This window comes from Turicimonas sp. TL08 (genome assembly GCF_054660695.1).
The window spans coordinates 61344-74129 of record NZ_BAAGDP010000008.1; the positions used below are offsets into that span (position 1 = coordinate 61344).

General features: G+C 45.9%; 13 protein-coding genes. 10 read left to right on the plus strand and 3 right to left on the minus strand.

Annotated features, from left to right (window positions below):
- The first annotated feature begins 107 nt into the window (after positions 1-107).
- The 9 genes from ACYQ4O_RS05645 (at position 108) to rapZ (ending at position 7786) form a co-directional block, all read left to right on the plus strand.
- The gene (locus ACYQ4O_RS05645) at positions 108-1091 is read left to right on the plus strand and encodes a KpsF/GutQ family sugar-phosphate isomerase (RefSeq protein ID WP_308514832.1); all 984 of its coding nucleotides are present in this window, start codon (positions 108-110) and stop codon (positions 1089-1091) included.
- Positions 1091-1621 (plus strand): KdsC family phosphatase, encoded by a 531-nt coding sequence (locus ACYQ4O_RS05650; RefSeq protein ID WP_308514834.1) that lies wholly within the window; start codon positions 1091-1093, stop codon positions 1619-1621. Before ACYQ4O_RS05645 ends, ACYQ4O_RS05650 begins: the two co-directional genes overlap by 1 nt.
- Before the next feature lie 3 nt (positions 1622-1624).
- Positions 1625-2242, plus strand: coding sequence for an LPS export ABC transporter periplasmic protein LptC (gene lptC, locus ACYQ4O_RS05655; protein WP_460175009.1), 618 nt, complete (start codon positions 1625-1627; stop codon positions 2240-2242).
- A gap of 119 nt (positions 2243-2361) precedes the next feature.
- The gene (gene lptA / locus ACYQ4O_RS05660; protein ID WP_460175010.1) at positions 2362-2961 is read left to right on the plus strand and encodes a lipopolysaccharide transport periplasmic protein LptA; all 600 of its coding nucleotides are present in this window, start codon (positions 2362-2364) and stop codon (positions 2959-2961) included.
- Positions 2958-3728, plus strand: coding sequence for an LPS export ABC transporter ATP-binding protein (gene lptB, locus ACYQ4O_RS05665; RefSeq protein ID WP_281523514.1), 771 nt, complete (start codon positions 2958-2960; stop codon positions 3726-3728). Before lptA ends, lptB begins: the two co-directional genes overlap by 4 nt.
- 3 nt (positions 3729-3731) lie before the next feature.
- Positions 3732-5096: an RNA polymerase factor sigma-54 gene (gene rpoN / locus ACYQ4O_RS05670; RefSeq protein ID WP_308514839.1), complete on the plus strand. Its 1365-nt coding sequence runs from the start codon at positions 3732-3734 to the stop codon at positions 5094-5096.
- A 35-nt stretch (positions 5097-5131) separates the two neighbouring features.
- On the plus strand, positions 5132-5605 hold the full coding sequence (locus ACYQ4O_RS05675; protein ID WP_308514841.1) for a PTS sugar transporter subunit IIA: 474 nt from the start codon (positions 5132-5134) through the stop codon (positions 5603-5605).
- 15 nt (positions 5606-5620) lie between these two features.
- Complete coding sequence (gene hprK / locus ACYQ4O_RS05680; RefSeq protein WP_066594187.1) at positions 5621-6553, plus strand: HPr(Ser) kinase/phosphatase; 933 nt, start codon at positions 5621-5623, stop codon at positions 6551-6553.
- A gap of 369 nt (positions 6554-6922) precedes the next feature.
- Entirely contained in the window at positions 6923-7786 is an 864-nt protein-coding gene (gene rapZ, locus ACYQ4O_RS05685; RefSeq protein ID WP_308514641.1) for an RNase adapter RapZ, read from the plus strand.
- Here the strand turns inward: rapZ and mutY are convergent.
- The 3 genes from mutY to ACYQ4O_RS05700 are packed head-to-tail and all read right to left on the minus strand — an operon-like array spanning position 7775 to position 10922.
- Positions 7775-8797, minus strand: a complete 1023-nt coding sequence (gene mutY / locus ACYQ4O_RS05690) for an A/G-specific adenine glycosylase (RefSeq protein WP_460175011.1) — start codon at positions 8795-8797, stop codon at positions 7775-7777. The genes rapZ and mutY overlap by 12 nt on opposite strands.
- The gene (gene mutM, locus ACYQ4O_RS05695; RefSeq protein WP_460175012.1) at positions 8797-9618 is read right to left on the minus strand and encodes a bifunctional DNA-formamidopyrimidine glycosylase/DNA-(apurinic or apyrimidinic site) lyase; all 822 of its coding nucleotides are present in this window, start codon (positions 9616-9618) and stop codon (positions 8797-8799) included. Before mutM ends, mutY begins: the two co-directional genes overlap by 1 nt.
- Before the next feature lie 20 nt (positions 9619-9638).
- Positions 9639-10922 (minus strand): solute carrier family 23 protein, encoded by a 1284-nt coding sequence (locus ACYQ4O_RS05700; protein WP_460175013.1) that lies wholly within the window; start codon positions 10920-10922, stop codon positions 9639-9641.
- A gap of 199 nt (positions 10923-11121) precedes the next feature.
- On the opposite strand from ACYQ4O_RS05700, the gene ACYQ4O_RS05705 reads away from it, so the two are divergent.
- Positions 11122-12747 carry a peptide chain release factor 3 gene (locus tag ACYQ4O_RS05705; RefSeq protein WP_460175014.1) on the plus strand — a complete coding sequence of 542 codons (1626 nt, stop codon included), beginning with the start codon at positions 11122-11124 and terminating at the stop codon, positions 12745-12747.
- The last annotated feature ends 39 nt before the right edge of the window (positions 12748-12786 follow it).

Here is a 12786-nt window from a genome sequence, read left to right on the forward strand (position 1 = left end):
AGCGAGCTTCAGTTTTCAAGTTTTTTTACCAAGTTAAGAGGCTCCTAAGGAGACTTCTTTTCCTCCCGACTATAATTCATCCTTAACCTATTTTTTGCGAAACAAAAATGAACGGAACCTCTTCAACAAAAGGGATCTTCGAACTCGGCAAAGCAGTTCTTCAAGCTGAAGCTCAAGCCATCTGCCATCTATCCGACACTCTCAATGAAAACTTCATTAAAGCTGTTCAAATCCTCTTAGCCTGTAAGGGGCGCGTCGTTGTCAGCGGGGTCGGCAAGAGCGGCCATATTGCCCGCAAGATTGCTGCGACTCTAGCCTCCACCGGTACACCGGCATTTTTTGTTCATGCCGCTGAAGCCGCCCACGGCGACTTGGGAATGATCACCAAAGAAGATGTTGTCATTGCTATTTCGTACTCAGGTTCGAGTTCGGAACTTTTGGCGATTGTTCCGACGATTGTTCGAGAGGGCACTCCAATCATCGCCATTACCGGTTCCGATTCAAATCCGTTAGCCAATCATGCCACGGTTAACCTGAATATTCATGTTGAACGTGAAGCCTGTCCTCTGAATTTAGCACCTACCTCCTCCACTACCGTAACCTTGGCTCTCGGGGATGCCTTAGCCGTTGCCTGCTTAGACGCTAAAGGCTTCGGACCGGAAGATTTTGCAAGATCTCATCCGGGCGGAGCTTTGGGACGCCGATTACTCACACACGTCAAGGATGTGATGAGAACGGGAGACGATCTTCCGGTAGTTAAAGACAGTGCCTCCGTCCTCGATGCGGTAAAAGAAATTACGCGCAAGAAGATTGGCATGACTGCCATCACCAATGATGCCAATGAAGTCGTCGGAATCTTCACTGAAGGCGACTTAAGAAGACTCATTGAAAAAGTCGGCGATATTCGTCCAATCTCTATCGCCTCAGTGATGACTAAACATCCGTCTACAACAACCGCAGATGCTTTGGCAATGGAAGCAGCCAAAGTCCTTGAAACAACCCTGCGCAACCAACTTCTGGTTGTAGATAAAGACAACAAGCTTATCGGCGCCCTCCATATTCACGATCTCATGACTGCAAAGGTGATCTAATGGAAATCCAAGAAATTGCTAAACAGGTAAAGCTAGTTATTCTTGATGTCGACGGCGTCTTGAGCGACGGCTGCATCAATATCAGCGGAGACGGAGAGCTTTTTAAATCTTTCTTTGTACGTGACGGATTGGGAATTAAATTTCTTCAAGACGCCGGCATTGCGGTGGCTATTTGTACCGGCCGCACTTCCGATATCGTCGAAGAAAGAGCAAGAGAGCTCGGCATCAAGCTCGTCATGCAGGGCGAGAAAGACAAACGGGTCGGGTTTACCAACATTTGCATCCAAGCCAATGTTGAACCGCAAAATGTTGCCTACATGGGCGACGATATTCCGGACCTTTGCTTGTTCCCGTTAGTCGGTTTAGCATGCGCTCCGTGTGATGCCGCTCCAATCGCGTTATCGAAAGCGACTTGGGTCTCCAAATATCCGGGCGGCAGAGGGGCAGTTCGCGAATTAGCCGAATTTATTCTAAACTCACAGGATAAGTTTGCTTCCGTTGTTCAAAAACGCTTTGGGATTGAAATCTAGTTAATGAGAGATCGTCTTACTTCCATCATCGCTGTCGCACTCCTGCTTACCTTGGTAGGCATGAGCTATTGGTATTCCGTTAAAGCAGAAATGGAAGGCCAAGGGCATCTCTCCGATCTAAATTCTCCGGACTTTATCGCTCACGATATTACGGTGACCAAATTTGATAAATCCGGGGGAGCTTCTTATAAAGTATTTGCTAAAAGAATAGATCACTATTCTGACGGCCATGCCACAGCTGAATTTCCCGAGTACTACTCCCTCAACCCAAACGAGCCTCAGGTAACGGCCCGTTCTGATTCCGGGGAAATGGTCTCCGGCGGAGAAACACTTCATTTCTATAACAATGTTGACATCCGTCAGCAGGCACACGGCGACAAGCCTGCGAGCCGATTAGAAACAAGCCAGCTTGACGCCTACCCGGATGAAGATGTTTACTCTTCTGACAAACCGGTCACTCTGACCAGAGGAAGCGACGTCTCCAGAGGCATCGGAATGGACTTTGACAATGTTGAACGTACTTTCAAACTGCGTTCCAGGGTTCAAAGTGAATTTATGCCCCGCTCTATTCAATCCGGTCTGAATAAGAACGAAACCCAAACTTCGGGAAACGCTCAGTAACTCTTGCCGGTTCATATCTGCAACAACAAATCGAGAGAAGTCTTTTCTACCAACTTTTCAAAAAGAAATTACAATAGACAAGATTTACGAGAATTGGACAACTATATAAAGCCACTAAAATGAACTTCCAGCGTATTAGTTTTGCCGTAGCCCTAACTCTAATGCTCCCGATGATATCTTTTGCAGAATCGGGAGACTCTGACAAACCCGTACAGATATTCTCTGACAAGTTCGATGGGGACGATGTTAAGCAAGTGGCTATCTACACAGGCAACGTGGCAGTTCACCAAGGCACTTTAGAGATTCATGGTGCTAAGCTTGTCTTGTCCGTTGACCCTCAAGGCTTCCGTCATGCTGTTATGACCCCGGAAAAAGGGAAGCTGGTCCGGTTTAAACAAAGACGCGATCAGCAGACGCCCGGGGTAGAAGAATGGATGCACGGAGAGGGAGATAAGCTTACTTATAACGAAAAATCTAATCAGTTGATTCTCACCAACAACGCCGAAGTCTTCAGAACAGAAAACGGAGTACTCAAAGATCGCAGCCGCGGTGTCCGCATTGTCTACAACATGACAAACTCCACCGCAGATATTACCGGCGACAAGTCCCGCGGTTCTGCCGGCCGTGTAAGCACGGTCATTACTCCGAGAGACTCTTCTGCCAGCCCAGCTCGCTCCAAAGGCGTTGAACTTGAACGTAACACGAGAATTACTCAATGACGGAAGAACGTAAAGATGACGACACCCGCAGTGTCCTAGAAGCTGTCAATTTAAAAAAGATTTACGGCAACCGTACTGTTGTTAAAGACGTCTCCATCAGCGTTAAGAGCGGTGAAGTCGTAGGACTTTTGGGCCCGAACGGCGCAGGCAAAACCACCACCTTTTACATGATTGTCGGTCTTGTCTCTACCAATGGCGGTTCTATCCTCTTAAACGGCAAGTCTATTCAGCATTTGCCGATTTATAAGAGATCCAGACTCGGGGTGACATATCTTCCTCAGGAAAACAGCGTATTCCGTTCACTAACTGTGGAAGAAAACATCCAGGCTATTTTGGAACTTCAAGTCAATCCGGACGGTTCCAAGCTGAGTTCTAAGGAAATTAAAGAAGAATTAGAAAAGCTTCTCAATGAACTTCAGATTGTTAACATCCGCAAGAGTATTGCTTCCACTGTTTCCGGAGGTGAAAGAAGAAGAACGGAAATTGCCCGTGCTTTGGCAGCTAGACCGCGCTTTATTCTGCTGGATGAACCTTTTGCCGGTGTCGACCCAATTGCCGTTATTGAAATTCAGAGAATCGTCCACTTCCTCAAAGAAAGAGGCATTGGCGTTCTTATCACTGACCATAACGTCCGTGAAACTTTGGGCATATGCGATCACGCTTACATTATCAGCGACGGCACCGTCTTAGCCTCCGGCAAACCTGAAGCCATTATCGAAAACGAACTTGTCCGTAAAGCTTACTTAGGCAAGAATTTCCGTATGTAAATCATGCAGATCGGTCTATCTTTAAAGCAGACTCAAAAACTTGCGCTAACTCCGCAGTTGCAGCAGGCTTTAAAGATTCTTCAGCTGCCTACGCAGGAACTTATCCAGGAGATTTCCACTCAGCTCCAAGAAAATCCTTTTCTTACGGCAGAAGAAAGTTCCTCCGAGGAACAAGAAGCAGAAAGGGAAGACAAAGGAGAACTGCTTTGGGAGTCCGGATTTCGAGCCGAGGTTGAAGAGGAAGATTGGGATTGGGAAGAGGCTCCTCAGTCTCTGACCTCCTATCTTCTGGAACAGCTGTCCTGCTTAAAAATCACTCTTGAGGAAAGTCTGAGAGTTCAATGGATTATCGGCGCCTTAGATTCCCGAGGACTGCTGACAGAAAGTATTGAAGGAATCAAAGACTCTTTTCCGGCAGAGAACAATTTTTCGCTCGAAGATTGGAAAAATTCTCTCCATCTTCTTCAGACCTTTGATCCTGCCGGTATAGGAGCAAAAGATTGCCTGGAAGTACTTTCTCTTCAAATCAACGGCCTTCTGCTTCGCAAAGAGATTGAAAAAAACACGGCTGATTTAGCTCTTCGCATCATTGAAAGCCATCTTGAACAGGTCGCAAAACGTCAGCTAGAGAAGCTAAAGAAGACCTTAGACTGCAATGAACAGGAGCTCGAAGAAGCTTTGTATGTTATTTCGCATCTTGACCCTCGGCCAACTTCTCGATTTTCTAACCCTGAGATCAATTTTGTTCTCCCCGAAATCAAAGTTGAAAAGGTCAAAGGGGAGTGGAAACCGAAACTAATTCGAAATGCTCCAAAAATTTCTCTGAACCGAATGTATGCAGATGCTTTTTCCAGCACGCAAACTGAAAGAGACACCAAAATTTGGCAAGGGCGTTTAGAAGAAGCCCGTCAATTTATTAAAAGCGTTGAGCAAAGACAAACCACATTGCTTAACGTTTCCGAACTCATTGTTAATCGGCAGAGAGATTTCTTTGAAACCGGCCCGGAAAAACTCAAACCTTTGGTGCTTCGAGAAATCGCCGATGAGTTAGGAATTCACGAATCAACCGTCTCCCGTATTACAACAGGGAAATATTTAATTTGTTCCCGCGGAACTTTTGAACTGAAATACTTTTTTTCTTCATCGCACTTTACCGCGGGAAAATCTGATGAAGAAGTTTCGGCTTCGGCTATTAAAGCTGAGCTGAAGAAGATAATTCTCGGGGAAAACCCACTAAAGCCCTTGTCTGATGCCAAACTTTCTCAGCTCCTAGAGCAGAAGGGGTTTACAGTGGCCCGCAGAACCGTTGCGAAATATAGAGAAGCACTCGGTTTGCCCCCTGCGTCGCTAAGAAAACGATGCCAATGAATTAGAATAAAGTTCGACCATATTGAGTCCGTAAAATGATTAAACTTTGTGCCCTTTTAAAACCCGAAAATATTCTTCTGGGTATATCTGCCTCAAGTAAAAAAAGAATTCTTGAGTTAGGAGCCCAGACTTTAAGCCTGCTCTACAACCTGGACAAAAAAGCAATTTTTGACGGTTTAAATGCACGTGAACGTTTAGGTTCCACTTATTTAGGTTATGGACTAGCGGTACCTCACTGCCGGATGAAAGACCTGGATCAGCCACGGGCTCTGTTTATTCGATTAAATGATCGTCTCGAAAACAGTCCCGAATCCGAACCAATCGAAGCCTTCTTTTTTCTGCTCGTTCCCGAAGAAGCAACGGACGAACATCTTCAGATCCTTGCTCAAATCTCAGAAATTTTCTCTGACGAAAAAGAAAGAGAGAAACTGAAGGAAGCATCCACCGTTGCTGAATTTGCGGAAGAAATCGATAAATGGTGTGCTCAGCATCCCGACCAAGAACAATAGGAGCGTAAGCAGGCTATGGCTACATATGAAGAACTAATCAAACTTTGCAGCAAAAAATTCAAGCTCCAATGGCTTTACGGTAAGAATCAAAACGGAAGAAACTTTCTTTCAGACGCCCAAAGCTCTCATTATCCTTCTTTGTATGTCGGGTTCCTTAACATCATCCACCCAGAGCGTCTTCACATTATCGGCGCGCCCGAGGTCGCCTTCCTACAAGGCCTTTCAGTTCCGGACAGACTAGGCATCGTTCAGCAATTCAGAAAAAACAATAGCCTCGGTTTTGTTATCTGTAAGGATTTAGAGCTCCCTGAAGACTTTGTACGAGCTGTCATTGAAGAAAACATTCCTTTCTTCACTTCTGATGCATGTGCAGAGGACACCTTAACGAATATCCGCCACAACATGGTTCGTTTGGCGGCTCCTTCGTGCTCTATGCATGGCGTGTTCATGGATGTGTTCGGGATAGGCGTTCTAATGACCGGACAGAGCGGCATCGGTAAAAGCGAATTGGGTTTGGAACTAGTCACTCGAGGCCACGGTCTCGTGGCAGATGATGTTGTGGACTTTATTCAAAGAGGACCCAATCAAATTGAAGGTTCTGCTCCTGCTCTGCTGGCCAACTTGTTAGAAGTTCGCGGAATCGGTCTTCTCGATGTCAAAACCATCTTCGGAGAAACCTCCGTCAGAAGAAAGATGAAGCTTGATCTGGTGGCTGAATTAAAACAGTTCGAGCAAGGTGAACTAATGGATCGTCTGCCGGAAACCGAGCTATATACAGAAATTCTTGGCCAGCAGGTGCGTACCATGATTATTCCGGTCGGCGGCGGCAGAAACTTAGCCGTCTTGGTTGAAGCGGCGGTAAGAAGCGCTATTCTTCAGAAACGGGGCATCAATACCATTCAAGAATTCTTCAATCGTCAGCGAGAGTTGATGGAAAAAGAAGATTAAGGTTGAGACACAGCACATAAATTTAGAGGGACCGTCCGAAAGGCGGTCCCCCTTTTTCTTGGGATTAGGTTATTGTTCTTTCCTAAATTGTTTTTCTTAGAGGATTGATTCACTCTTGAAATGAATTTCAACCACTTACAATTATTTAATCATTTGGAACTTTCTCTTAGCTATAAACCCTTATATTTTCTTTCCATCTCGTTGCTTCAATCCTCTTTCTTCTCGTTAATACCCAGATTTTTGGCAGTTTGACTGATCCGGGAAGAGTAAATTGGAGTAAGAAAGATATTGCAAATTCTCAGAACCTTCTCCTTTCACACTAATATATTCCTGGTTCTGTTTCGTACGGCGTTTTCATTCGGAGACTCTATGCAGCTTATCGTGGTTACCGGCTTATCAGGAAGCGGAAAATCCATTGCTCTTAATCAGCTCGAAGACAGCGGCTTTTATTGCATTGATAATCTTCCCGCACCCTTTTTAGAACAAGTCGTTACGCATCTTCAGGCCATCGGCCGAGACAGAATTGCCGTCGCCCTGGACTCCCGCAGCGATCTTTCCATGGAAGACCTACAGAAGTGCTTTACGACATTGGCCCAACGCGGCGTGGATATGAGAGCTTTATGTCTTACAGCATCTAATGATGCTTTGGTGCAGCGATATTCGGAGACACGCCGTCAGCATCCGCTTTCTCAAAAACCGGACTCCGCACCCGGTACTCTTGTTGAGGCAATTGAGAAAGAAAGAGAAATGCTCGATCCTTTCCTCCCCTTCTGTCACCTCATTGACACCACGGGACTGCTTCCGAACACTCTTCGCTACTGGGTAAGAAAGTTTGCAGACGCTAAAGAAGATTCTCTGATTCTGACTTTCGAATCTTTCGGATTTAAACGAGGAATCCCCTTAGCAAGCGATCTGGTTTTTGATGTCCGTTGTCTTCCGAATCCTTACTGGGAAGAAGAGCTCCGTCCCTACACAGGCAAAGATAAGCCAATCATTGAGTATTTGCAGAAGTTTCCGGACGTCGAAGAAATGGTCAACGATATTGATGCATTCGTCACTAAATGGCTGCCGAAATACCGCGCTCAGAACCGTCACTATCTCACGGTTTCTATCGGCTGCACCGGAGGCCAGCATCGCTCCGTATATATTGCAGAAACCTTAGCAAAAAGGTTTAAAGAAAGGTACGATGGGATTGTCCTGCGTCATCGAACTCTCGATGCACTAGGCAAGTAAGATTTTTCCAAAAACTTCTTCCAACAGCAGCTTCTTTACCGGAGAAGGAATGCCTATTTGCTCTATGTCTTCTCTGGTGAACCATCCGCCATGATCGCTTTCATTTAGTTCAGCGTCTAAAACATGAATGGGACTAGCCGTTAACTTGTAATGCGTAAACTCATGAAAGACTGCAGGCAGAGGAGTGCCTTTACAGGTCAAATCATCTCCTTCCGGAAGGCTCCACAGATGCTTCCAAACGCCTTTGCCGGTGCGTTTCTCCAACCATACGGCTTCTCCCCGTGTACAGACATACCAAAACTTATGGCGTTCAGGTTTGGCTTTTTTCTTGGCTTTAATAGGATATTCAGCAGGACATCCTTCTTTGCCTGCACGGCAGAACTCTGAGACAGGGCACAGCAAACACTTTGGAGTGGAGCGTGTGCAAATCATCGAACCTAAATCCATTAGTCCTTGGGAAAAAGCTCGTCCCTCTTCTTGCGGAAGATTATTTTCCGTTAAATCCCATAAGACTTTTTCAAATCCTGCCGTTCCGTAAACTTCGTTGATCTTAAAGAACCTTGCAAAAACTCTTTTGACATTACCATCGAGCATTGGAACTGGCTTATCGGTAACTGCACTGATAATGGCACCGGCAGTGCTTCTTCCAATACCGGGAAGTTCCAGAAGTGTATTAAGTTCAAGAGGAAAGCGGCCGGAGAATTTTTCCACAACAGCTTTTGCACAAGCATGCAGATTGCGCGCTCTACTGTAATAGCCCAAACCAGCCCAGTTGGCCATGACCTCATCCTCGCTTGCAGAAGCAAGATGTTCAACCGTAGGAAACCTTTCTACGAACTTTTGAAAATAAGGAATGACCGCTGTTACCTGAGTCTGCTGAAGCATAATTTCTGCAAGCCAGCGTTGGTAAGGGTCATACGTCTTCTGCCAAGGCAAAGAATTTCTGCCTTCTTGCTTTTGCCAAGATATTAAGGCTTTGCAAGGAAATTTAATACAGTCAGAGCTATTCATTAATGCTGGCAATGAGGACAGTAAAAAGTAGAACGGCCGTCAATCTGAACTTTTTTAATTAAAGTTCCGCATTTCTTACAGGGCTGCCCCTCGCGTCCATAGACGTTATTATTCAGCGTGTAATAGCCGCTCTGCCCTTCCGCTGAAACGAAGTCTCTCAGGGTTGAACCCCCCAATTCGATGGAAGATTGAAGAACTTCTTTGACTGCGTCCGTTAATGCTGAAACTCTTTTTTTAGAGATTCGGTTCGATTTTGTTTTAGGATGAATACCCGCCAAGAATAAAGATTCGGAACAATAAATATTCCCCACCCCTACTACAATGTCTCCTCTTATAAGGGAGGTCTTAATAGGCAGAGACGTCTGTCTCAGAGCTTCATAAAAGAAGTTGGAATTAAATTCTTCACTTAGAGGTTCGACTCCTAGTCTCTGAAGTTCCGGCATAGCAAAAGCCGACTCTTTATCGGGGAAATAAGCCACGAACCCAAATCTTCGAGGATCGTGATAACGCATTATCATGTCCCCGAAAATTAAATCGAGGTGCTCATGCTTTTGAACCTCAACATCTGCTTGCAGGTAGACTCGCATAGAACCGGACATCCCTAGATGAGTCACCAGAGCTGAACGGTCAAAAAGCCAGATGAGATATTTTCCCCGGCGCTTAATATCATGAAGCGTCTGGTTGAAAAGAAGCTCTTCTAGGTCTGCTCTGAGAGGCTTCCGAAAGCGCGTTTCTCTGACAACGGCTCCGGTACATTTTTTATTTTTTAACTTTCTCAGTAAACCCAAACGGGTAACTTCAACCTCTGGCAACTCTGGCATTTGACCGCTCTAAGTATCGATTAGTAGTTCTCTTTGAGGGCAAAGAGAAGGTTAAGACCGATAGCCGCTAACGTAGCGGTACCGATACCGCCTAAGTTGAAACCGGCAATAGTCAAGGAAAAATCTCCGGTGCCCACAATCAAAGTAATTGCTACGACAATCAAGTTACGGGTGGTGGATAAATCAACCTTGCTTTCAACCCAGATTCTGGCTCCGGCAGCAGCGATAAAGCCGAATACGACCACTGAAACTGCTCCCAGCAAAGGTCCCGGAATACTTTGAATTACAGCTCCGAATTTAGGAGAGAAGCCCAGAAGAATGGCAAAGCAAGCAGCAACCGGGAAAATAAGAGTGGAATACACTCTTGTAGCTGCCATCACACCGATGTTTTCACCGTAAGTTGTCACACCGGGACCGCCGGCAAAACCGGCCAAAATGGTAGCAATACCGTCACCGAAGAATGCACGGCCGATATAGGGGTCCAAATTGCGGTGAGTCATTACGTTGACGGCTTTAATATGACCAAGGTTTTCTGCTACCAGGATGACAACGACCGGAACGATAAGAACAATTGCGTCAATGTCAAAGACAGGAGCCGTGAATTCCGGAACGCCCAGCCATGCGGCATTCTGGATGGCAGAGAAGTCAATCGGCTTTCCGAATCCAAGAACATTGGTCAGCATCCAATAAACGACATAGGAGATAAGAATTCCGACGATCATAAGAAGCTTCTGGAGGAATCCCCTCAGATAGACAGCTGCAAAACCAATAATTAACAAAGCGGCTGTTGCATACCAATGTTCGAAAGAGGTGGTACCCATTCCTTTAACGGCAACAGGGGCCAAGTTCAGACCAATGACCATCACTACAGCACCCGTGACAACAGGCGGCATAAGCTTTTCAATCCATTTGACGCCTGTCTTCATGACAATAAGGCCAGTAAGAGCATAGACCACACCGCATGCCACCACGCCGCTCATCGCTATTCCAATATTCGGATTAGGTCCCGAGCCCGAATATCCCGTCGCCGCAATCACGACGCCGATAAAAGCGAAGCTGGAGCCGAGGTAACTGGGCACCTGTCCGCCGACAATGAAGAAGAAAACCAGGGTACCAATACCGCTCATTAAGACGGCAATATTTGGATTTAAGCCCATAAGCAGCGGAGCCAACACGGTTGAACCGAACATAATGACTACGTGCTGAAGTCCCATAGCAATTGTTTGAGACAGAGGGAGGCGTTCGTCAGGCGCGATTACACCTTCTTGCTTTAGTTTCCAAGCGGGGAAATAGTTTTTTAGCATGATGGAAGTTAGAGAATGGCAATAATGGAGCTAATTCTAGTAGTTTTGACTTTTTATTTCCTTCGTTTTTAGAGGATTCTTTCTTCTATAAACAAACTTGTTTTTCTTTTTGAAACTTGTTGTTAGCAACAAATCCGTCTGAAGCAGGCGCTTGTTCTAAAATGCTTATCTTTGTAATTTCTTTACATACAGGAACGAAATGGCTCAAACGAGTCCTCAATTAAGAAAAGAGGTAGAGACTAGACGCACGTTTGCGATCATCTCTCACCCTGACGCCGGTAAAACCACATTAACTGAGAAGCTGCTTCTTTTTGGCGGGGCTATTCAGATGGCCGGAGCCGTTAAAGGCAGGAAAGCCGCTAAGCACGCCACCAGTGACTGGATGGAAGTTGAAAAGCAGCGCGGCATTTCCGTTACCAGCTCAGTTATGCAGTTCCAATATCAGGATCATGTGATTAATTTGTTGGACACCCCGGGCCACGAGGACTTTTCCGAAGATACCTACCGCGTTCTCACGGCAGTGGACTGCGCAGTGATGGTTATTGATGCTGCAAAAGGTGTTGAAGCCCAGACCATCAAACTGCTGGAAGTATGCCGTCTTAGAAAGACTCCGATTATTACTTTCATCAACAAGCTTGACCGTGAAGTCAAAGACCCAATCGAACTTTTAGGCGAAATTGAAAGCGTCTTAAAAATTGATTGTGCGCCAATCACTTGGCCGATTGGAATGGGTAAAACTTTCCGCGGCGTTTTCTCCCTTTTAGGCAACAAGCTTAACCGCTTTACTCCCGGTGGAGAGAAACTTACCAAAGATGTCGAAGTCATCGAAGGACTCGACAATCCACGCTTGGACGAGCTGTTCCCTCTTGAAATGCCTTATGTCAGAGAAAGTGTGGAACTTATTGAAGGTGCTAGCGAGCCTTTCTCTCTTGAGAAATTCTTGAGCGGCGAGCAGACTCCTGTTTTCTTCGGTTCCGGTGTCAATAATTTCGGTGTGGAAGACGTACTGCAAGCCCTTGTAAACTGGGCTCCGATTCCGCAACCTAGAGATGGCGGTTCCCGAGAAGTTGAACCGGCCGAGTCTAAATTCACGGGGTTCGTATTCAAGATCCAAGCAAATATGGATCCGAAGCACCGCGACAGAATTGCTTTCTTCCGAGTCTGCTCCGGCTGCTATGAACCCGGAATGAAGGTTTACCATGTTCGTGACGGTAAAGACATGAAGATTCCGAATGCTCTGACATTTATGGCCAATGACAGAGTTAAGATGGAAAAAGCCGTTGCAGGCGATATTATCGGTATTTACAACCATGGACAGCTTCACATCGGCGATACACTCACCGAAGGTGAGAGACTTGGATTTACCGGAATTCCATACTTTGCTCCGGAACTTTTCAGAGCTGCACGTTCAAAAGATCCATTCAAAGCTAAACAGCTACACAAAGGACTCAAAGAACTTGGTGAGGAAGGTGCCATTCAGGTGTTCGAAGACGAACTTGGCAACCTTTATCTTGGCGCTGTCGGCCCTCTGCAATTCGAAATTGTGGCTCAGCGTTTGGCAACCGAATACAAGGTTGACGCTATTTATGAAAATACACCGGTTTCCACAGCTCGCTGGCTGACCTATCCGGACGAAAAAACAAAGAAAGAGTTTGAGACTGAGCAAACTCTTCGTCTGGCTAAGGATGCTGACGGCAACCCAGTCTACCTGGCAACCAGCATTTATAACCTTCAGACCACACAAAAACACTGGCCTGAAGTTGGTTTCCACACCACTCGAGAACACGGTCAGAAGCTAAAACACAGCGACACTGACATTCTCTAGCGTGAAATGAGAAAGAGCGTTCGTAAAACAACCTATCGA

Excerpts from the sequence above, each read along its gene's own strand:
- ACYQ4O_RS05675 (WP_308514841.1), top strand. The coding sequence starts at position 5,132 with ATGATTAAACTTTGTGCCCTTTTAAAACCCGAAAATATTCTTCTGGGT.
- ACYQ4O_RS05705 (WP_460175014.1), top strand. The coding sequence starts at position 11,122 with ATGGCTCAAACGAGTCCTCAATTAAGAAAAGAGGTAGAGACTAGACGC.
- lptC (WP_460175009.1), top strand. The coding sequence starts at position 1,625 with ATGAGAGATCGTCTTACTTCCATCATCGCTGTCGCACTCCTGCTTACC.
- ACYQ4O_RS05645 (WP_308514832.1), top strand. The coding sequence starts at position 108 with ATGAACGGAACCTCTTCAACAAAAGGGATCTTCGAACTCGGCAAAGCA.
- hprK (WP_066594187.1), top strand. The coding sequence starts at position 5,621 with ATGGCTACATATGAAGAACTAATCAAACTTTGCAGCAAAAAATTCAAG.
- lptB (WP_281523514.1), top strand. The coding sequence starts at position 2,958 with ATGACGGAAGAACGTAAAGATGACGACACCCGCAGTGTCCTAGAAGCT.
- rpoN (WP_308514839.1), top strand. The coding sequence starts at position 3,732 with ATGCAGATCGGTCTATCTTTAAAGCAGACTCAAAAACTTGCGCTAACT.
- rapZ (WP_308514641.1), top strand. The coding sequence starts at position 6,923 with ATGCAGCTTATCGTGGTTACCGGCTTATCAGGAAGCGGAAAATCCATT.
- ACYQ4O_RS05650 (WP_308514834.1), top strand. The coding sequence starts at position 1,091 with ATGGAAATCCAAGAAATTGCTAAACAGGTAAAGCTAGTTATTCTTGAT.
- mutM (WP_460175012.1), bottom strand. The coding sequence starts at position 9,618 with ATGCCAGAGTTGCCAGAGGTTGAAGTTACCCGTTTGGGTTTACTGAGA.
- mutY (WP_460175011.1), bottom strand. The coding sequence starts at position 8,797 with ATGAATAGCTCTGACTGTATTAAATTTCCTTGCAAAGCCTTAATATCT.
- ACYQ4O_RS05700 (WP_460175013.1), bottom strand. The coding sequence starts at position 10,922 with ATGCTAAAAAACTATTTCCCCGCTTGGAAACTAAAGCAAGAAGGTGTA.
- lptA (WP_460175010.1), top strand. The coding sequence starts at position 2,362 with ATGAACTTCCAGCGTATTAGTTTTGCCGTAGCCCTAACTCTAATGCTC.